Origin of the sequence: Micromonospora sp. LOL_023 (assembly GCF_048060115.1) — a bacterium.
In the GTDB taxonomy this organism is placed as follows: Bacteria; Actinomycetota; Actinomycetes; order Mycobacteriales; family Micromonosporaceae; genus Micromonospora_E.
In genome coordinates this window covers 31,931-50,325 of sequence record NZ_JBHMIM010000033.1, presented here as the reverse complement: position 1 = coordinate 50,325, position 18,395 = coordinate 31,931, and the positions used below count along the sequence as shown (strand labels likewise).

Sequence of the window (18,395 nt, the reverse complement as noted above, 5' to 3'; positions counted from 1 at the left end):
CACCCGGCGGTACGGAGCCGGCGCGATCAGTCCGAGTCGCCGCGGCGCAGCCGTTTGGTCTGCCCGCGGCGCTTCTTCGCGGTGATCCGCCGTTCCTTCGCCGCCCGCGACGGGCGGGTGGGCCGGCGTGTCGGCGCGGGAGCGGCGATCGCCTCCCGCAGCAGGGCGGCCAACCGCTCCCGGGCCGCCGCCCGGTTGGCCAGCTGGTTGCGATGCTCGCTGGCGGCGATGGTCAACACCCCGTCGGTGAGTCGACCGGCGAGCCGTTGCACTGCCCGCTCACGCAGCCACGGCGGCAACGCCGACGAGCCGGCGACGTCGAAGGCGAGCTCCACCCGGGAGTCGGCGGTGTTGACCCCTTGGCCGCCGGGGCCGGACGAGCGGGAGAACCGCTCGGTCAGCTCACGCGCCGGAATCAGCACCGAGTCGTTGATTCGCACGTCACCGGCTGCCATCATCCGACAGTACCGCCCGTCCTGAGTCCGGCTCGCACCAGCGACGCGGCGATACGGGCCGACACCCACGTGACCGGTCAGCCGCCCCGGCGGATGATCTCGTCGGCGGTCTGCTCCGCCCGCTGGATCGGGATGGCGAACCCGATCCCGATCGACCCGACGCCCTCCAGCGTGGCGATCGCGGTGTTCACCCCGATCACCTCGCCGTCGGCGTTCACCAGCGGTCCCCCCGAGTTGCCGGGGTTGATCGACGCGTCGGTCTGCACCGCGGTCTGCCGGCCGCCGTTGCCGAGCAGCACCACCCGGTCGAGCGCGCTGACGATCCCGGCGGTGACCGTGCCGGACAGCCCCAGCGGAGAACCGACCGCCAGCACCGACTCACCGACCCGGGCGGAACCCGGCTGGGCTAGCGCCAACGGATGCAACCCCGCCGACGGCGGCACCCGCAGCACGGCGATGTCGCTGCCCGGGTCCCGACCGACCACCTCGGCCACGATCCGCCGGCCGTCCTGGGCGACCACACTGACCCGGTGGCCGTTCAACGGCGTACCAGGTGGACTGTCCCCGTCCAGGATGTGGTCGTTGGTGATGATGTGATGCTGATCGTCGATGGCGAATCCGGATCCGCCGGAGACCGTGCTGCCCCGGCTGACCTGCACCGAGACGACTCCCGGCAGCACCTGCGCCGCCGCCGCCACCAGGTCCGCCGGCACCCCGGTGCCGACCGGCACCGATGGTGAGGGCAGCGCCGCCGTCAGGTGCGCCCGGCCGCCGTCCCAGCCGGACACCACGGCACCGGCCAGGCCGCCGGACACCGCCGACAGCGACAGCACCGCCGCCGCGGCCAACATCCGCCGCCGCCAACGCGCAGGTGGCGTGGGCGGGGGCGGCACCGCCGACCCGTACGGCCCCGGCCAGCGGCCCGCGTCAGGCGAAACGAACCAGGGCCCGCGCGGCTCGCCCAGCCCGGTAGGCACAGTCATCGGATTCCTTCCGTGGATACTTCGACCTTCAGGAACCCCTGCGGAGCAGGGCAGGCATAGCCGACCCGCCGCCGAGGCGGACCGGCGTTCATCCACAAGTCACCCCAGGGCTCACCGGTTGGATTGTTGGACTGTGGACTGTGTCCAGGACCGTGAAGCGGGCGTTCAAGTACCGCTTCTCTCCGACCCCCGGGCAGGCCGCCGAGCTTGCCCGGACGTTCGGTTGTGTCCGGCTGGTCTGCAACATGGCACTGGCCGCCCGCACGCAGGCGTGGACCCGACGCCGGGAACGGGTCACCTACCACGCGACGTCGGCGATGCTGACCGGGTGGAAGAGGACCGACGAGTTGGCGTTCCTCAACGACGTCTCCTGCGTCCCTCTGCAGCAGGCGCTGCGGCACCTGCAGACCGCGTTCACCAACTTCTGGGCCAAACGTGCCCGGTATCCGGCGTTCAAGTCGAGGAAGCGGTCGCGGCGGTCGGCGGAGTACACCGCCAGCGCGTTCCGCTGGCGCGACGGCCGGCTCACCCTCGCCAAGATGTCCGATCCGTTGGACATCGTCTGGTCCCGGCCCCTGCCGCAGGGTGCGGTGCCGTCGACGGTGACGGTGACGCAGGACCCGGCGGGCCGCTGGTTCGTGTCCCTGCTCTGCGACGACCGGATCGAGCCGGCCCCGGCGTCGGGTGCCGTGGTGGGGGTCGACGCCGGCCTCGACAGCCTGTTCACCCTGTCGACCGGGGAGAAGATCCCCAACCCGAGGCACGAACGCCGTGACCGGGCAGCCCTGGCGCGGGCTCAGCGGCACCTCGCGCGCAAGGCCCGAGGTTCGGCGAACCGGGCCAGAGCTCGCCTGAAGGCGGCCCGGGTTCATGCCCGGATCGCCGACCGCCGCCGCGACCACCTGCACAAACTGACCACTCGACTCGTTCGTGAAAACCAAACGATCGTGATCGAGGACCTGACGGTCCGCAACATGGTCCGCATGCACAGCCTGGCCCGCGCCATCTCCGACGCGGCCTGGCGGCAGTTCCGCACCATGCTGCGGTACAAGGCGGACTGGTACGGCCGGGACCTGGTGGTCGTGGACCGCTGGTTCCCGTCGACCCGGCTGTGCTCGACCTGCGGCGCACGGGCTGAACACCTGCCGTTGGCCGTCCGGTCGTGGACCTGCCGATGCGGGCGGACCCACGACCGGGACGTGAACGCGGCCCGCAACATCCTCGCGGAGGGGCTCTCCGTGATTGCCTGTGGAGGCGGTGTAAGACCTCAACGAGAGTCCTCCTCTCGGACGGGGCGGTCGTCGGTGAAACAGGAACCCCCTGGGGCGACCCAGGGAATCCCCGTCCTTCAGGGCGGGGAGGATTGTCAAAGCCCTCTCCTCACAGGTCGGGTACGTCCCGGCCGGGCGGGACGCACCACGCGGCGATGTCTCACGGCAGCCGGGAAAACCACATCAGCGACGTTCCGGCGGCGGCCAGCGCGAACACCAGGCCGAAACCGATGAACCGGGCCGACACGTCCGCTGGCTCCAACCGGTAGCCGACCGAGGTACCGATGTCGGCGTACACGTCCTTGAGCTGTTTGCTGCTCGCCGCCTCGTGGTAGGCACCGCCGGTCAGCTCGGCGACCGCCTTGAGGTTCTCGCCGTCCACCGGCACCCGCAGCGGCCGGCCGCCGCCGTAGTCGATGTAGCCGGCGTCGGTGCCCACCGAGATGGTGTCGATCGGGATGTCGGCCTCGACCGCCTCGGCCGCCGCGGTCTCCGGTGACCGGCCGGAGGTGTTCGCCCCGTCGGACAGCAGCACGATCCGGGCCGGCGGGAGTTCCTGCGCCGCCTGCGCGTCCAACGACCGGATCGCTTCCAACGACGTCTTGATCGCCTCGCCGATCGCGGTCCCCTGGGCGCCGGTGATCCCCTCGGCGAGCCGGTCGATGCCGGCACCCAGCGCCTCCCGGTCGGTACCCGGACCGACCAGCACCGATGCGTTGCCGGCGAAGGCGACCAACCCGACGTTGAACTGGGGCGGCAGGGAGTCGACGAACTCGTGCGCCGATTGTTTCGCCGCGGTGAGCCGATCCGGCCGCACGTCGTTGGCGAGCATCGAGGTCGAGACATCCACCGCGACCATCACGGTGGCCCGTTCCCGAGGTACCTGGACCTCGTCCATCGGCCGGGCGAACCCCATCACCAGCATCGCCAGCATCGCCAGGAACAAGCCGGCCGGTAGATGCCGGCGCCACGCCGGGCGGGCCGGCGCCACCCGGTCGAGCAGCCGCAGATTGGTGAAGCGGACCGCGTACCGGCTGGACCGTCGCTGCATCAGCAGGTACCCGCCGGCCAGGGCCACCACCGCGGCCAGCAGCCAGAGCCGTTCCGGGGATTGCCAGCTCATGTCGTCCCCTCCCAAGCGGCGACACCCCGGGCCGGGGCGCGGGTCGTCAGTTGCCGCTGCCGGTGCACGTGTCGGACGATGTCGGCCACCCAATCCCGGTCGGTGCGCAGTTCCAGGTGCGCGGCACCGGCCCGCCGGATCGCCCGGGCGATCTGGTCACGCTGCGCGGCGGCCGCTTCGGCGTACCGGTCGCGCAGTCCCCGGTCGGCGGTGCTGATTTCCCGCCGCCGGCCGCTCTCCGGGTCCTGCACGGTGATCACCCCGACGTCGGGCAGTTCCAGCTCACGCGGGTCGGTCACGTCGACGGCGAGCACCTGGTGCACGGTGGCCAGCCGGCGCAACGCCCGCTCCCAGTCGGGCCGGCCCGCCGGGTCGTCCGGCAGCCCGTCGAGGAAGTCGGAGACCACGACCGCCAGCCCGCGCCGGGTCGCCGCCCGGCGCAGCCCGTCGATGCCGTCGGCGAACGTCGGTCGGGGCTGCTGCGCGGCGGCGGCCCGACCGGCGCGGTGGGACGTGGCGGCGGCCGTCCGGGGTGCGGTGAGCAATGCCCGGAGTACGCACAACAGGTGGTCCCGGCCGGATCCGGTCGGGAAGCGCCGCACCCCGTCGGCACCCAGCAGATGCGCGCCCAGGGCGCTGCCGGTGCCGGCGGTCAGGAAACCGACGGCGGCGACCGCGGCGACCGCCAACTCACGTTTTTCCACCTCGGCGGTGCCGAAGTCCATGCTGGCCGTGCCGTCGACCAGCACCCAGCAGGTCAGCTCCCGGTCGGCGTCGACCTCTCGGACGTGCGGTACGGCGGTCCGGGCGGTCACCGCCCAGTCGATCCGGCGTACCTCGTCCTCACCGGGCCGGTACTCCCGACTGCCGGCCAGTTCGCTGCCGGCGCCGGGCAGCAGGCCGAGGTGCTGGCCGTGCAACAGGCCGTCCAGCCGGCGGGTCACGGCGAGTTCGAGGCGACGCAGGGTCTCCGGTGGCGTCAGCTCCGGCAGGGTGGCCGGGCCGAGCGGGTCCCGGATGCCCACGCCACGGCCGCCAGTCCGATCCCGGCCGGTCACGCCACGGCCGCCAGTCCGGGTCGCTGGTCGTGCGCGGGAGCGATCCGCGGTGGCGCGACGACCTCGACCAGTCGACGCACGATCGACTCGGCGCTGACCCCGTCGGCGACGGCGTCGAACGACAGCACCAGGCGGTGGGCGATCACATCCACCGCGAGTTCGCGGACGTCTTCCGGGAGCACGTAGTCGCGACCGCGCAGCAGGGCCAGGCCGCGGGCACCGGCGACCAGGCCGAGCGTGGCGCGCGGACTCGCCCCGTAGGCGAGCAGGCCGTTCAGCTCGGGCAGCCCGAACAGTTGGGGCCGCCGGGTGGCCAGCACCAGCCGGACGATGTACTCGGCGAGGGCGTGGTGCACGAACACGTCGCGGGCCTGGCGCTGCATCGCGCTCAACTGCGCCATGTCCAGCACCTGCCGGGGCTGTGGCCGGTCCACCCCCATCCGGTAGAGGATGCCCAGCTCCTCCTCGTCGGTCGGGTAGTCGACCACGACCTTCATCAGGAACCGGTCGCGTTGCGCCTCGGGCAGCTGGTAGACGCCCTCGGACTCGATCGGGTTCTGGGTGGCCAGCACCAGGAACGGCTCCGGCACCGGGTAGCTGCGGCCGCCGATGGAGACCTGCCGTTCGGCCATCGCCTCCAACAGGGCGGACTGCACCTTCGCCGGCGCCCGGTTGATCTCGTCGGCCAGGACCAGGTTCGCCATCACCGGGCCGAGTTCGACGTCGAACGACTCGGTCGAGGCCCGATAGATCCGGGTGCCGACGATGTCGGACGGCACCAGGTCGGGGGTGAACTGCACCCGGGAGAAGCTGCCGCCGACCGCGACCGCCAGGGTCTGCGCGGCAAGGGTCTTGGCGATTCCGGGTACGCCCTCCAGCAGGCAGTGGCCGTTGGCCAGCAGCGCCGTGAGGAGCCGTTCGACCAGCCGGTCCTGCCCGACGATGACCCGTTTGACCTCGAACAGCGCCTGTTCCAGTGCTTCGGCGGCCGGGTCGTGGCCGGCTGACGGTTGCGTACTGTTCTGTGGCTCGGTCGTCATCGGACTCCTTCCGTGGGTACATCGAGTGGTCGCGGCCACCGCCCGACGGCGCGTCCTCGTCCACGGTGACCGTCAGCCAGGACCCGGCCGGCCACTGGTTCGTGTCCCTGCTCTGCGACGACACGATCGACCGGACGCCGGCCGCCGACACGGTCGGTGTCGATGCCGGGCTCGACAGCCTGCTCACCCTGTCGACCGGAGAGAAGGTCGCCAACCCGGAGCATGAGCGGGCCGACCGTCACCGGCTGGCCCGCGCCCAACCAGCGATGACGAAGAAGGAGAAGGGCTCGGGGCTCTCGGTCGCAGCCGGTGAAGGAGGTGTAGGACCTCAACGGGGGAACCTCCGTTCGGGGCAGCCGACGGTAAAGCAGGAAACCCAAGGGCGACCAAGGGAATCCCCGTCCGTCAGGACGGGGAGGATGTCAACGCACCGTCCTCGACGCTGGTCACCCATGGCCGGCCATCCGTCCCGTACGGAACGTGTCCGGCACCCGCCGAGTGGTTGCCCCGGATCGGCCCGGTCTAACGCCGCCGCCGGACTCCGACCGGGTGATTACCGACCTCGAAAAGGGTGATTCCCGCAGTGGGCGCTGGCTGTGGGCCGGGTGATCGCCGGGATCCCGCCGGTGATGGCCGGCTCTGCGGCGCGCACCGGATACCGTGCCGGTCGTGGACGTACGGATCGAGCAGGACCCGCCGGCACCGCCGCCGACACCGACGGCGACCCGGCGGCGGCTGGGTTGGCTGGTGTGGCTGCTGGTGGTGCCCACGACGGTCTGGGCGGTCCTGCGCGCTGCCGGCTGGGAGTACGGCCCCCTGGTGCAGCTGCTGGCGTTCACCCCGTACGTCGCCGCGTGGAGTGTCGTGCCGCTGGTCGTGGCGGCGCTGACCCGACGCTGGCGGGCCGGCGCGGTCGCGCTGCTGGCCGTCGTGGTGCTGGCGGCGGCGGTACTGCCCCGGGCGGTGCCCGCCAGTCGGGTCACCGGGGACGATGCCGGCACCCCGTTGCGGGTGGCCACTGCGAACCTGCTGGCCGGGGCCGCGCAGCTGCCGGTGCTGCTGGCGCTGCTCCGCCAGGAGCGGGTGGACGTGCTGGCGGTGCAGGAGTTCACCCCGGACGCCGAGGCCGAGCTGGACCGGCTCGGCATCACCGAGCTGCTTCCGTACCGGCGGGCCGACCCCGAGGTCGGCACCACCGGGTCGGCGGTCTACGCCCGCTGGCCGATCAACGACGCCGGCGTGCGCCGCAACGAGGGGGGTTTCGGCCAGTCGTACGGGACGGTGCAGGTGCCCGACGTCGGGCCGGTACTGGTCGAGTCGGCCCATCCGATGGCCCCGTTCGCCCTGTACACGCTTCCGCTGTGGCGGGCCGACCTGGCCGCGCAGCCCCGGCCGGATCCGGCCGGGCCGCCCCGCGTCCTGGCCGGTGACTTCAATTCGACGCTCGATCACGCGGCGCTGCGCCGACTGATCGCGACCGGCTACGTCGACGCGGCGTCAGCGACCGGCGATGGACTCGTCGGCACCTGGGGTCCGTACGACGGCTCGTTGATTCCCCCGGTGACCCTGGACCGGGTGCTGGTCGACGAGCGGATCGGCGTGGACTCGGTGGTGGTGCGCACGGTGCCGGGCAGCGACCATCGGATGGTCGTCGCCGGACTGGTGCTGCCGGCACCGTGACCGCGCGGGCTCAGCCGGCGACGGCGTGGGCCGCGCTGCGGGCCAGCCCGTAGGTGAGCGCGTCGACCAGAGCCCGCCAGCTCGCCTCGACGACGTTCTCGTGCACCCCGACGGTGGTCCAGTCCCGGGCGTTGCCGTCGACCGTCTCCACCAGCACCCGGGTGATCGCCCCGGTGCCCTGACTGCCTTCGAGGATCCGCACCTTGTAGTCGGCCAGCTGGAACTCGGCCAGCTCCGGGTAGTGGCCGCGCAGCGCCACCCGCAGCGCCTCGTCGAGGGCGTTGACCGGGCCGTTGCCCTCGGCAGTGGCGATCACCCGCTCGCCGCGTACCCGGACCTTGACGGTGGCCTCGGAGACGACCGCGCCGTCCTCGCGGTGCTCGACCAGCACCCGGTAGGACTCCAGAGTGAACGGCCGGACGGTGACGGTACCGCTGTCGGCGGCGAGTTCGGAGCGAACAAGCAGCTCGAACGACGCGTCGGCGGCTTCGAAGGACCAGCCACCAGCCTCCAGTTCCTTGACCCGCTTGGTGACCCGCGAAAGGGCGTCCGGATGGCCGGCCAGGTCCACACCGAGCTCACGACTCTTCAGCTCGATGCTGGCCCGACCGGCCATCTCGGTCACCAGGATCCGCATGTCGTTACCGACAACCGACGGGTCTACGTGGTTGTACATCAGCGGATCCACTTTGATCGCACTCGCGTGCAGCCCCGCCTTGTGAGCGAAGGCGGCGGCCCCGACATAGGCCTGGTGGGTGTCGGGGGCGATATTGGCGATCTCGGCGATGGCGTGCGAGACGCGCACCATCTGCCCCAGGCAGCCGTCCGGTAGGACGGGCAGCCCGAGCTTGAGTTGCAGGTTGGCGACGACGGCGAACAGGTCGGCGTTGCCGGGCCGTTCGCCGTAGCCGTTGGCGGTGCCCTGGAAGTGGCGTACGCCGGCCTCGACGGCGGCGATGGTGTTGGCCACCGCGCACGAGGTGTCGTTCTGGCAGTGGATGCCGAGCCGGTCGGCGCCCAGCCCGGTCCGCCCGACCAGGTCGGTGATGGCCGCGCCGATCTGGGACGGCAGCATGCCGCCGTTGGTGTCGCACATGACGACGACCTCGGCGCCGGCTTCGGCGGCGGTGGCGACCACCGACGCGGTGTACGCCGGATCGTGGCGGAAGCCGTCGAAGAAGTGTTCGCAGTCGAGGAAGACCCGCCGGCCCTCGGCGACGAAGTGGGCGACCGTGTCGGCGACCATCGCCAGGTTCTCGGCGCCGGTGGTCCGCAACGCCCGTTCGACGTGGCGGATGTCGGACTTGGCGACCAGGCAGACAGTCGAGGTCTCGGCGTCCAGCAGGGCGCGGACCTGAGGATCGTCGGCGACGCCTACACCGGTCTTGCGGGTGGCTCCGAACGCGACCAGTACGGCATGCCGCAGGTCGAGCTCGGTGCGGGCTCGGCGGAAGAACTCGGTGTCCTTGGGCATGGCACCAGGCCAGCCACCCTCGATGAAGCCGACGCCCAAGTCGTCGAGCAGGCGCGCGACCGCGAGTTTGTCGACCACCGAGTAGCTGATGCCTTCACGCTGCGCCCCGTCGCGCAGCGTCGTGTCGAAGACCTGGAAAGTCATCCTGGGTTCCTTTCGCCGGGTGTCCCGCGCCACCGCATCCGTCGCCGGGCTCGCGCCGGGCCCGCCTGCCCGCTCGTTGCGCCGACCTCGTACGGCCAACAAAAAGACCCCCCGCGGATGCGGGAGGTCTGCGCGCTCGGCGGGCGGGTGCCGGGCGCGCTAGCTGCCAATAATGAGTACGAGGCGAGTCACGCAGGGTACTTTGCCACCGGCGACGGCCAGTCCGGTAGTCGAACCCACATCGCGGGACGGCGGCCCGCCGACCTGAACGATCTTCGTCTATCGGCGACAGGTGTGGGGATCCGGGCGTCCGGGTATCTCGAACCCGACAAGGTCGTCAGATTCGCCTAGCAGAGGAGTGATCTCCGATGGACAGGATCGATCCGCAGAGCACCGCGCCGCAGACCCCGGACCCGCTGTTGGCCGGTGGCCAGGGTGCCGTCGCCGGGGGCAGCCCGGCCGGCGCGTTCGACCCGTGGCGCTACCGGGACGACGCGGCCGTCGACGGGGCCGACCTCGCCGGCTACAAGGTCGAGGCGACCGACGGCAGCATCGGCAAGATCGATTCCGCCAGCGACGAGGTGGACAGCAGCTACCTGGTCGTCGACACCGGGCCGTGGATCTTCGGCAAGAAGGTCATGCTGCCGGCCGGCGTGGTCAACCGCGTCGACCACGACGAGGAGAAGGTCTTCGTCGACCGGAGCAAGGACCAGATCAAGGACTCCCCCGAGTACGACGAGACGCACGGCTCCGACCCGACGTACCGCGACAAGCTCGGCGGCTACTACGGCGGCACCTACGGTGCCCCGGTCCCGCCGATGGCGCCGGGACGCCTCATCTGACAGCCGGACGCCGCACGACACGTCACGCGTGATCGGCCGGGCGGCCGTGACCAGCTTCGGCCACGGCTGCCCGGCCGTTTACCACTGTCGGCCTTCGTCGCTACGGTGGATGACATGACTTCAGCCGCCACCCGGTCCCTCGCCTTCGCCACCATGTTCAACTTCCGCGACATCGGTGGCTACGAAGGGCTCGACGGCCGTACGGTCCGCTGGCAGCGGGTCTACCGCGCCGACTCGCCACACCGGTTGGACGGCGACGACGAAGCCGTGTTCGCCACGCTCGGCGTACGCACCGTCATCGATCTGCGCCGCCCGCACGAGGTCGACACCTACGGCCGGATCCGGCCGGCGGACGGGCTCGAGTACCACAACATCCACCTGGAGCATCAGGACTGGAACGAGATCCCGTACCAGCCGGACCGGGGTGCGGCCCGCTACCTGGCGGACCGGTACCACGACCTGACCGAACAGGCCGCTGACGGCTTCGTCGCGGCGATCGCGCTGCTGGCGCAGGAGCGGACCGCCCCGGCGGTGGTGCACTGCATGGCCGGCAAGGACCGGACCGGCCTGGTCTGTGCCATGACGCTGTCGCTGCTCGGGGTGCGGGACACGGTGATCGCCGAGGACTACGCACTGAGTACGGCCGGCAGCGAGCGCCTGCTCGCCTGGCTGCGTACCCAGAAGGGCAACGACCATCTGGTGCCGGTGCCGTTCTTCACCTGCCCGGCGGAGGCGATGCAGACGTTCCTGACCGAGTTCCGGCAGCGGCACGGCTCGGTGGAGGGCTACCTACGGGCAGCCGGCCTACCGGCGGACCGGATCGAGACGTTGCGCGCCAGCCTGCTCACCTGACAGCGCCGCCCGGCCTCGCGTTTCGGGTGGTGCGGTGGACACCGCACCACCCGAAACGCACTCTGGTCAGAGCACCCGGTGCACCCAGTTGTCCGGGTCGGTGCCCCGGCCCCGCTGGATGTCCACCAGGGTCTGCCGCAGCGCCATCGTCACCTCGCCCGACCCGCCGTCGGCGACAGTGAACTCGCCGTCGGTCGACCGGACCCGGCCGATCGGGGTGATCACCGCCGCGGTGCCGCAGGCGAACGCCTCCCGCAGTTTGCCGCTGGCCGCGTCGGCCCGCCACTGCTCCAGGCTGACCGGCCGCTCGATGACCTGGTGACCGGCCCGGCGGGCCAACGTGATCACCGACTCCCGGGTGATCCCCGGCAGGATGGCCCCGGTCAGCGGCGGGGTCACCAACGAACCGTCGTCGTAGACGAAGAAGACATTCATGCCGCCGAGCTCGTCGACGTAGCGCCGCTCGACCGCGTCCAGGAAGACCACCTGGTCGCAGCCGTGTTCGATCGCCTCGGCCTGCGCCACCAGGGAGGCGGCGTAGTTGCCACCACACTTGGCGGCTCCGGTGCCGCCCGGCGCGGCCCGGGTGTAGAGCGGCGAGGCCCAGACCGTCACCGGCTTCACGCCTCCGGAGAAGTAGGAGCCGACCGGTGAGGCGATCACCACGTAGAGATATTCGCGGGCCGGCCGCACCCCGAGGAAGACCTCGCTGGCGAACATGAACGGACGCAGGTAGAGGCTGCCGTCGTCACCGGCGGGAATCCACTCCCGGTCGATGGTGATCAGATGTTGTAGTGAATCGAGGAAGACCTGCTCCGGCAGTGCGGGCATGGCCATCCGCGCGCCGGAGGCGACGAACCGCGCCGCGTTGGCCTGCGGCCGGAACAACGTCACGCCGCCGCCGGCCGCGTGGTAGGCCTTGAGCCCTTCGAAGATCTCCTGGGCGTAGTGCAGCGCCGCCGTGGCCGGGTCCATCGGGATCGGTGCCCGCGGCTCGACCCGGGCGTCGTACCAGCCCTTGCCCTCGGCGTACCGGACGGTGACCATGTGGTCGGTGAAGATCTGGCCGAATCCGGGATTGGCCAGCAGCGCGCTGCGTTCCGCGGCCGCTACCGGGTGCGGATTCGGACGGATCTCGAAATCGAGTTTGTCACCGCCGATCATTGGGCTGACCTCCATGGCGAGAAAGTGACGAAGTTGTGTGTCATGCAACTTACCCCGAACGTTCGTTCAGCGGGAACCGGCGCAGTCGGCCACGCCGATGGACCACGTCTCGCTGGTGAGCCAGTGGTCATCGGCGGTCGGACACGCGCGGTCGCCCGACCGGCGACACGGGCACGCCCGACCGCGCCGTGGGTGGGCGGCCGGGTGGGCCAGTGCCGGGTGGGCTGTGGAAGGTGACGAGATTCCGACCTGCGGTCCGCGGTCGGTGCGGTGCGGTGCGGCCTCAGCCCGCCGCGTGGGCGGCGAGCCGGTCGCCGATCTCGGCGGTACGCAGCGCGGCTCCCGGCGTACGGGAGGCCAGCTCGGCCGCGACCGCCCTGGATACTCGCTCGGCCTGCTCGGGGTGACCGAGGTGGTCGAGCAGCAGGGAGGCGGAGAGCACGGCGGCCACCGGGTCGGCGACCCCCTTGCCGGCGATGTCGGGCGCGGAGCCGTGCACCGGCTCGAACATCGACGGGAAGCGGCGCTCCGGGTTGATGCAGCCACTGGCGGCCAGACCGATGCCCCCGGTCACCGCCGCGGCGATGTCGGTGAGGATGTCGCCGAACAGGTTGTCGGTGACCACCACGTCGTAGCGCTGCGGGTGGGTGACCATGAACATGGCCGCCGCGTCGACGTGCTGATATTCAGTCTCGATCTCCGGGAAGTCGGCCTTGACCTCGGCGAAGGTCCGCGCCCACAGCGAACCGGCGTGGGTCAGCACGTTCGTCTTGTGCACCAGGGTGACCTTGCGCCGCTCCCGGCGGGCGGCTCGGGCGAAGGAGTCGCGGATCACCCGCTCGACGCCGTACCGGGTGTTCAGGCTCTCCTCGGTGGCGACCTCGGCGGGAGTGCCCTGGTGCATCGTCCCGCCAGCACCGGTGTAGAGACCCTCGGTGCCCTCGCGGACCACCACGAAGTCGATCTCGCCGGGCTTGACCCCGCCGAGCGGACTGGCGGTGCCGGGCCACAACCGGGATGGCCGCAGGTTGACGTACTGGTCGAAGGCGAAGCGCAGCTTGAGCAGCAGGCCGCGTTCCAGCACCCCCGGCGGGACGGTGGGGTCACCCACGGCACCGAGCAGGATGGCGTCGTGCTCGGCGAGCTCGGTCAGCACCGAGTCGGGCAGCACCTCGCCGGTGCGGTGGTAGCGGGCCGCGCCCAGGTCGTACTCGGTGGCCTCGACTCCGGGCAGCACCGCGTCGATGACCTTGCGGGCCTGCGCGGTCACCTCGGACCCGATGCCGTCGCCGGCCACGACCGCGATCCGCGCCATCGCCACGTCCACTCCTAAGTCAGATCGATCGACCGCCTAGCGAACGTTAAGCGATCGTCTCGTTCAACGGTACGCCAGTCCCATGATTCGGACGGTACGCCGCCAATTCCCGTCTTGTGCCTGACACCGCCGGGCGCACAGCAAGTACACAGTCCGGCTTAGTACCCTTCTCATACCCGACGGCTACTGTAGGTGAAGGCCGCATTCGGGCGCCGGTCGAAGGAGGCATCACGATGCTGGCACACCGCGCTGCCCAGCTGGAGCCACCCGATCTGCTGGTCGGGGCCGTACCCGCGGTGACCCCCAGCAGAGCGACGGGTCGCACCACCGACCTACCGCCGTCGGCGGCCGACCCCCGCGCGGCCGGCACGATCGCGGCCCGGCACACCGTCAGCACCTCGACCGCACGGTACCGGCTGGTCCTGGTCGGCGGCGACCGCATCGGCCGTCGCCAACTGAGCGAGGCGATCAGCGACGCGGTGGCCGAGTTGCGGGCCATCGACGTGACCTACAGCCCGTTGCGACCCAACAGCCTGGTGTCGTTGCTGCGTCGGGGCGAGGTCGCGCCGCAGGTGTATCCGCCGCTCGCCGACATCGTGGACCGCTGCCTCACGATGCGGGCAGCCACCGGTGGCTGGTTCGACCCGTGGGCCGTCCCCGGCGGGTTCGACCCCGCCGGCATGATCAAGGGCTGGGCGATAGAGCGCGCCGCCAGCCGACTACGCGCGGCCGGCGTCAGCGACTACGCCGTGATCAGCGGCGGCGATCTGACGGTACGGGGACACGCCCCACACGGCGGACCGTGGCGGGTGGCCCTGCAGCAACCACCCGGCTCCGACGGCGTCGACGCCGCGCCGACCGTGGTGACCATGGTGGACGGCGCGATCGGGACCAGCGGGCTGACCACCCGCCAGCGGCTGGTGATCGATCCGCACACCGGATCCACGGTGCGCCGCGCCGGTGCCGCAATGGTGCTCGGCGCCGACCTCGCCGTGGCCGACGGCTACGCCACCGCGTTGTACGCCGCCGGCGCGGCTGGCCGGGACTGGTTCCCCACAGCGGACGGATACCAGGTCCTCGACCTGATCGGCGACTGACCGGCCGCGCCGGACCTGGTGATCAGTCAGCGGCCATAGCCAGTGGGTGGCCGCCGGACAACTGGCGACCCGGGAACGAGCGGTGGCCGACGCGGTCGGCTCCCGTGATCTCGGCAAGTGACCACGGGAGCCGACCGGCGACACGTGCGCCTGGCTCGCGCACCGGGGGTGCTGCCGCTCACGGAGCACGCGCGGAGCGGTCGGACGTCACCCGAAGACGGGACCGTACCGCAACAACTCCTGAGCGACCGCCACCACACGCTATCGATTCCCTACAACGGTACGCAAGGCTCAAAATTCTGTATCTACGCTTGTCGACCGCCCCACTGGCTGGAACGATCGACCGGGTAGATGGCACGCTGTCCGGCGTGACATTTGATCTAGTCGTATGGGCGTTGGACGATCAGTCCACTCCGGCGGACGTGCACGCCGCACATGAACTGTGCCGGCAGGGCCAGCACGTCGACGGCGACACCGACCGCCGGATAACGTCGTTCTACGCCACGCTGACCGCTGACTATCCGGACCAGGGCCCCGCCGCGACCGGTGCTGGTTCCCCCTGGGCGAAGGTTCCACTACATGTCGCCATCGACCACGTCGAGATGAATCTGCAGCTCACCTGCGCCGATGAGGTGCTGCTGACCATCGAAGGGCTGGCTCAGGAACACGGCCTGCTCCTGCTCGATCCGCAGGACGGCTCGGTATACCCGTCGTCGGCCAGCGCGACGGCCCGCTGAGCGGACGGCGGTTCGGGCAGAACGCCCGAACCGCCGCGCCAAATGTTCCGTACCGTCACTCCTCGCGCAGGTCGACCGCGCTGGCCGCAGTGGCCCCGATCGAGCTCGCGGCCGAGCTCAGCGACTCCGCGCCGACCGCGGAGTCCACCGTCAGGGTCATCAGCGCCTCACCGCCGGCGGAGCGCCGGGCCACCTGCATCGCCGCGATGTTCACCCCGGCCTCGCCGAGGGTCGACCCGATGGTGCCGACCACGCCGGGCCGGTCCACGTAGCGGAAGAAGAGCAGGATGCCCTCGGCGGTCAGTTCAAGGTCGAAGCCGTCGACCTCGGTCAACCGGACCAGGTCACGACCGCCGGTGTGCACCACCGTTCCGGAGACGCTGACCGTGCCGCCGTCCGGCAGCACCCCGCGCACCGTCACCAGATTCGGTGCCTCGGCGGTGTCCTGCTGGGTTACCAGCTCCACCTCGACGCCCCGGTCGGCGGCCAGGTGCGGCGCGTTGACGTACGTGACCTGCTCCTCCACCACCGAACTGAACAGGCCCTTGGTGGCGGCCAGCTTCAGCACCGACACCTCGTTGCTGACCACCTCACCGCGTACGTCGACGGTGACGTTGGCCGCGACGCCGCCGGCCACCGCGGTGAAGACCTTGCCGAGCTTCTCCGCCAACGGCAGCAGCGGACGGACGTCCTCGGCGACGACCCCGCCGGCCTGGACGTTGACCGCGTCCGGCACGAACTCCCCCTGCAGGGCCAGCTTGACGCTGCGCGCCACCGCGAGCCCCGCCTTGTCCTGCGCCTCGGCGGTGGACGCGCCCAGGTGCGGGGTGGCGACCACGTTGTCGAAGGCGAACAGCGGCGAGGCGGTGCACGGCTCCTTGGCGTACACGTCCACCCCGGCGCCGCCGACCCGGCCCTCGGCGAGCGCGTCGGCCAGGGCCTGCTCGTCGACCAGGCCACCACGGGCGGCGTTGACGATCCGCACCCCGGGCTTGACGATCGCCAGCTCCTTCTCGCCAATCAGGCCGAGCGTCTCCGGCGTCTTCGGCAGGTGGATCGAGATGAAGTCGCTCTCGCGCAGCAGCTCCTCCAGGCCGACCAGCCGCACCCCGAGCTGGGCGGCCCGGGCCGGCTGGATGTACGGGTCGTAGGCGATGAGCCGGGTCCCGAACGCGGCGATCCGCTGGGCGAACAGCACCCCGATCCGACCGAGCCCGACCACGCCGACGGTCTTGCCCTGGATCTCGACGCCGGTGTACTTCGAACGCTTCCACTCGCCGGCCTTGAGCGCGGAGCTGGCGCTGGCGGTGTTACGGGCGACCGCGAGCAGCAGGGCGATCGCCTGCTCGGCAGCGGAGACGATGTTCGAGGTCGGCGCGTTGACCACCATCACACCTCGGGCGGTGGCGGCCGGTACCTCGACGTTGTCCAGGCCGATGCCGGCGCGGGCGACCACCTTGAGTCGGGGGGCCGCAGCCAGCGCTTCGGCGTCGATCTGGGTGGCGCTGCGCACGATCACCGCGTTGGCGTCGGCGAGCGCGGCGAGCAGCGCCGCGCGGTCGGTGCCGTCGACGTGACGCACATCGAAGTCGTGGGCGAGCACGTCGATGGCGGCGGGCGCAAGCTCTTCAGCGATCAGTACGACAGGATTCATTGGTCCTCAAAGTCGTCCGGGACGGGTATCTGCGGCGGTGGGGCGCCGCTCTGCGCCCTACGCTTCCCCGCCCGGGCGTCGCGCCGGCACGGAGGCGGCCTACCCGCGATCGTAGGCGCACCAATGGACGGCCGGGCTCAGGGCCGGGGGTGAGTGCCCTCACAAACCCGACCTAACACCCGTTCAGCCCGGGGTCGTCCCGGCCGGTGTCAGCTCGGTGCGATCCCACCCGGTGCCGCCCCGCCGGGCACGATGCCGCCCTCGCCGATCTGCCGCAGGGTGCTGGCCTCCGCCATCAGAGCGTCGTGGAGCAGGTCGAAGGCGAGTGTGCCGACCGGTGGGTAGACCCGCTCCCGGGGCGGCTCGGCACCGGGGGCCAACGCACCCTGGTCCACCATGAATTCGAGGATCTCCTTGCGGACCGCCGGCAGGCAGACCGGCGAGTGGTACAGCACGTTGAGCGCCTGCATTCGCATGCCCTGGACGTGGTCTTCGCCCTTGTTGTCGTGAAAGTGCGGGTTGCGGGTCTCCACCTGCAGCACCGGCACCGAACTCGCCATCACCTCGGGGCAGTCGGTGTCCAGGATTCCACCGAAGCGTTCGAACAGGTCGACGTACTCGTACGGCTCGACGGCGAATCCGCCGGCCAGCCGCAGCCGCAGCCCGAGGTCGAGGCTCAGCGCGTGTTCACCGGCGTTGCCGGTGGCGATCACCTCGGTGCCGAAGCCGGAGTATTCGGCGATCAACCGATTGAGGAAGCTGTTGGTGATCTCAGAGCTGCGTCCCCGGCGACTGAAGAAGAGCCGGCCGTCGCGCAGCTTGGGCTTGGAGTGCCAGGAGATCCGCACCATCGAGTACGGGCTGTCCGCCAGGTGCAGGCCGGCGGCGTACACCTTGCAGTATTCGTGCACCGCGCCGGGGACGTAGTTGTCGGCGTCGACGTAACCGACGTACTTGCGGCCGGTCAACGCGGCCACCGCCATGCCGATCAGCATGGCCTCGCCCTTGCCGGCGCGGACCAGTCCGCTCTCGTCGATCAGCTCCGGCATCCCGGCGGCCTTCATCGCCGCGGCGAGGCCCGGGTCCCGCTGGTGCACCGTGATAGCCGGGCGGTCGGCGGACCGGCAGAACTGCTCGACCGCGTGCGCCTCGATCTCGTAGCGGTCGACCGGCTGGCGCCCGCTGTTCGACACCAGGACGATCAGGCAGTCGTGCGGTATGCCGGCCAGCACGCCCTCGATCACCCGGCGCGTCTCGTTCATGCAGGGAATGACGACGACCATGTTCCGCTCGATCGCCCTGATGTCCTGCTGCGAGGCAAGCCCACGGTCTCGGTCCCCGGTCACATCCCCCGAGTCCAGCTCGATGACACGCTGAAGCTCATGGATGCGAACGGCACCAAAGCGCTCAGTACGGTGCGATTGCTCCAGACGCATGCGGGGCACCTTACCCGAGCACCATATTAACTAGCTGTAACCGTAGGTCAATAATCGGCATCAGCCATCA

The 18,395-nt window shown here is 70.9% G+C and carries 17 protein-coding genes; 7 read left to right on the top strand and 10 right to left on the bottom strand.

Annotated features, from left to right (window positions below):
* Window positions 1–26: 26 nt before the first annotated feature.
* Window positions 27–455 (bottom strand): alternative ribosome rescue aminoacyl-tRNA hydrolase ArfB, encoded by a 429-nt coding sequence (arfB, locus tag ACFHVL_RS18545; RefSeq protein WP_416629373.1) that lies wholly within the window; start codon window positions 453–455, stop codon window positions 27–29.
* A 77-nt stretch (window positions 456–532) separates the two neighbouring features.
* The gene (locus ACFHVL_RS18540; RefSeq protein WP_416629372.1) at window positions 533–1,438 is read right to left on the bottom strand and encodes a S1C family serine protease; all 906 of its coding nucleotides are present in this window, start codon (window positions 1,436–1,438) and stop codon (window positions 533–535) included.
* Window positions 1,439–1,578: 140 nt separating this feature from the next.
* Here ACFHVL_RS18540 and ACFHVL_RS18535 point away from each other — a divergent pair, with 140 nt between their 5' ends.
* Complete coding sequence (locus ACFHVL_RS18535) at window positions 1,579–2,943, top strand: RNA-guided endonuclease InsQ/TnpB family protein (protein ID WP_416629370.1); 1,365 nt, start codon at window positions 1,579–1,581, stop codon at window positions 2,941–2,943.
* Here the strand turns inward: ACFHVL_RS18535 and ACFHVL_RS18530 are convergent.
* The 3 genes from ACFHVL_RS18530 to ACFHVL_RS18520 all read right to left on the bottom strand — a co-directional run bounded on the left by ACFHVL_RS18530 (window position 2,870) and on the right by ACFHVL_RS18520 (window position 5,930).
* Entirely contained in the window at window positions 2,870–3,832 is a 963-nt protein-coding gene (locus ACFHVL_RS18530) for a VWA domain-containing protein (RefSeq protein ID WP_416629368.1), read from the bottom strand. The two genes, ACFHVL_RS18535 and ACFHVL_RS18530, sit on opposite strands and share 74 nt — an antisense overlap.
* On the bottom strand, window positions 3,829–4,824 hold the full coding sequence (locus ACFHVL_RS18525) for a DUF58 domain-containing protein (protein ID WP_416629405.1): 996 nt from the start codon (window positions 4,822–4,824) through the stop codon (window positions 3,829–3,831). The genes ACFHVL_RS18530 and ACFHVL_RS18525 overlap by 4 nt, the downstream gene beginning before the upstream one ends.
* A gap of 62 nt (window positions 4,825–4,886) precedes the next feature.
* A complete protein-coding gene (locus ACFHVL_RS18520; RefSeq protein ID WP_416629367.1) occupies window positions 4,887–5,930 on the bottom strand; it encodes an AAA family ATPase in 1,044 nt (347 codons plus the stop codon).
* Between ACFHVL_RS18520 and ACFHVL_RS18515 the strand changes: the two genes are divergently transcribed.
* Window positions 5,867–6,505 (top strand): transposase, encoded by a 639-nt coding sequence (locus tag ACFHVL_RS18515; RefSeq protein WP_416629366.1) that lies wholly within the window; start codon window positions 5,867–5,869, stop codon window positions 6,503–6,505. The two genes, ACFHVL_RS18520 and ACFHVL_RS18515, sit on opposite strands and share 64 nt — an antisense overlap.
* A gap of 169 nt (window positions 6,506–6,674) precedes the next feature.
* Window positions 6,675–7,610 (top strand): endonuclease/exonuclease/phosphatase family protein, encoded by a 936-nt coding sequence (locus ACFHVL_RS18510; protein ID WP_416629403.1) that lies wholly within the window; start codon window positions 6,675–6,677, stop codon window positions 7,608–7,610.
* 10 nt (window positions 7,611–7,620) lie between these two features.
* Here the strand turns inward: ACFHVL_RS18510 and cimA are convergent, their stop codons facing one another.
* Window positions 7,621–9,228, bottom strand: a complete 1,608-nt coding sequence (gene cimA / locus ACFHVL_RS18505) for a citramalate synthase (RefSeq protein ID WP_416629365.1) — start codon at window positions 9,226–9,228, stop codon at window positions 7,621–7,623.
* Between the two features lie 368 nt (window positions 9,229–9,596).
* Here cimA and ACFHVL_RS18500 point away from each other — a divergent pair, with 368 nt between their 5' ends.
* Window positions 9,597–10,070, top strand: a complete 474-nt coding sequence (locus ACFHVL_RS18500) for a PRC-barrel domain containing protein (RefSeq protein ID WP_416629364.1) — start codon at window positions 9,597–9,599, stop codon at window positions 10,068–10,070.
* Window positions 10,071–10,184: 114 nt separating this feature from the next.
* On the top strand, window positions 10,185–10,922 hold the full coding sequence (locus tag ACFHVL_RS18495) for a tyrosine-protein phosphatase (RefSeq protein ID WP_416629363.1): 738 nt from the start codon (window positions 10,185–10,187) through the stop codon (window positions 10,920–10,922).
* Between the two features lie 66 nt (window positions 10,923–10,988).
* On the opposite strand, the gene ACFHVL_RS18490 is transcribed toward ACFHVL_RS18495, so the two are convergent.
* The gene (locus tag ACFHVL_RS18490; RefSeq protein WP_416629401.1) at window positions 10,989–12,086 is read right to left on the bottom strand and encodes a branched-chain amino acid aminotransferase; all 1,098 of its coding nucleotides are present in this window, start codon (window positions 12,084–12,086) and stop codon (window positions 10,989–10,991) included.
* Window positions 12,087–12,369: 283 nt separating this feature from the next.
* Complete coding sequence (locus ACFHVL_RS18485; RefSeq protein WP_416629400.1) at window positions 12,370–13,401, bottom strand: 3-isopropylmalate dehydrogenase; 1,032 nt, start codon at window positions 13,399–13,401, stop codon at window positions 12,370–12,372.
* Between the two features lie 233 nt (window positions 13,402–13,634).
* On the opposite strand from ACFHVL_RS18485, the gene ACFHVL_RS18480 reads away from it, so the two are divergent.
* Window positions 13,635–14,498, top strand: a complete 864-nt coding sequence (locus ACFHVL_RS18480) for an FAD:protein FMN transferase (RefSeq protein WP_416629361.1) — start codon at window positions 13,635–13,637, stop codon at window positions 14,496–14,498.
* Window positions 14,499–14,866: 368 nt separating this feature from the next.
* On the top strand, window positions 14,867–15,235 hold the full coding sequence (locus tag ACFHVL_RS18475; RefSeq protein ID WP_416629359.1) for a hypothetical protein: 369 nt from the start codon (window positions 14,867–14,869) through the stop codon (window positions 15,233–15,235).
* A gap of 55 nt (window positions 15,236–15,290) precedes the next feature.
* On the opposite strand, the gene serA is transcribed toward ACFHVL_RS18475, so the two are convergent.
* Together serA and mpgS are read right to left on the bottom strand one after the other, a co-directional pair.
* Window positions 15,291–16,889 (bottom strand): phosphoglycerate dehydrogenase, encoded by a 1,599-nt coding sequence (serA, locus tag ACFHVL_RS18470; protein ID WP_416629357.1) that lies wholly within the window; start codon window positions 16,887–16,889, stop codon window positions 15,291–15,293.
* A 209-nt stretch (window positions 16,890–17,098) separates the two neighbouring features.
* A complete protein-coding gene (gene mpgS, locus ACFHVL_RS18465) occupies window positions 17,099–18,325 on the bottom strand; it encodes a mannosyl-3-phosphoglycerate synthase (RefSeq protein WP_416629356.1) in 1,227 nt (408 codons plus the stop codon).
* Between the last annotated feature and the right edge of the window lie 70 nt (window positions 18,326–18,395).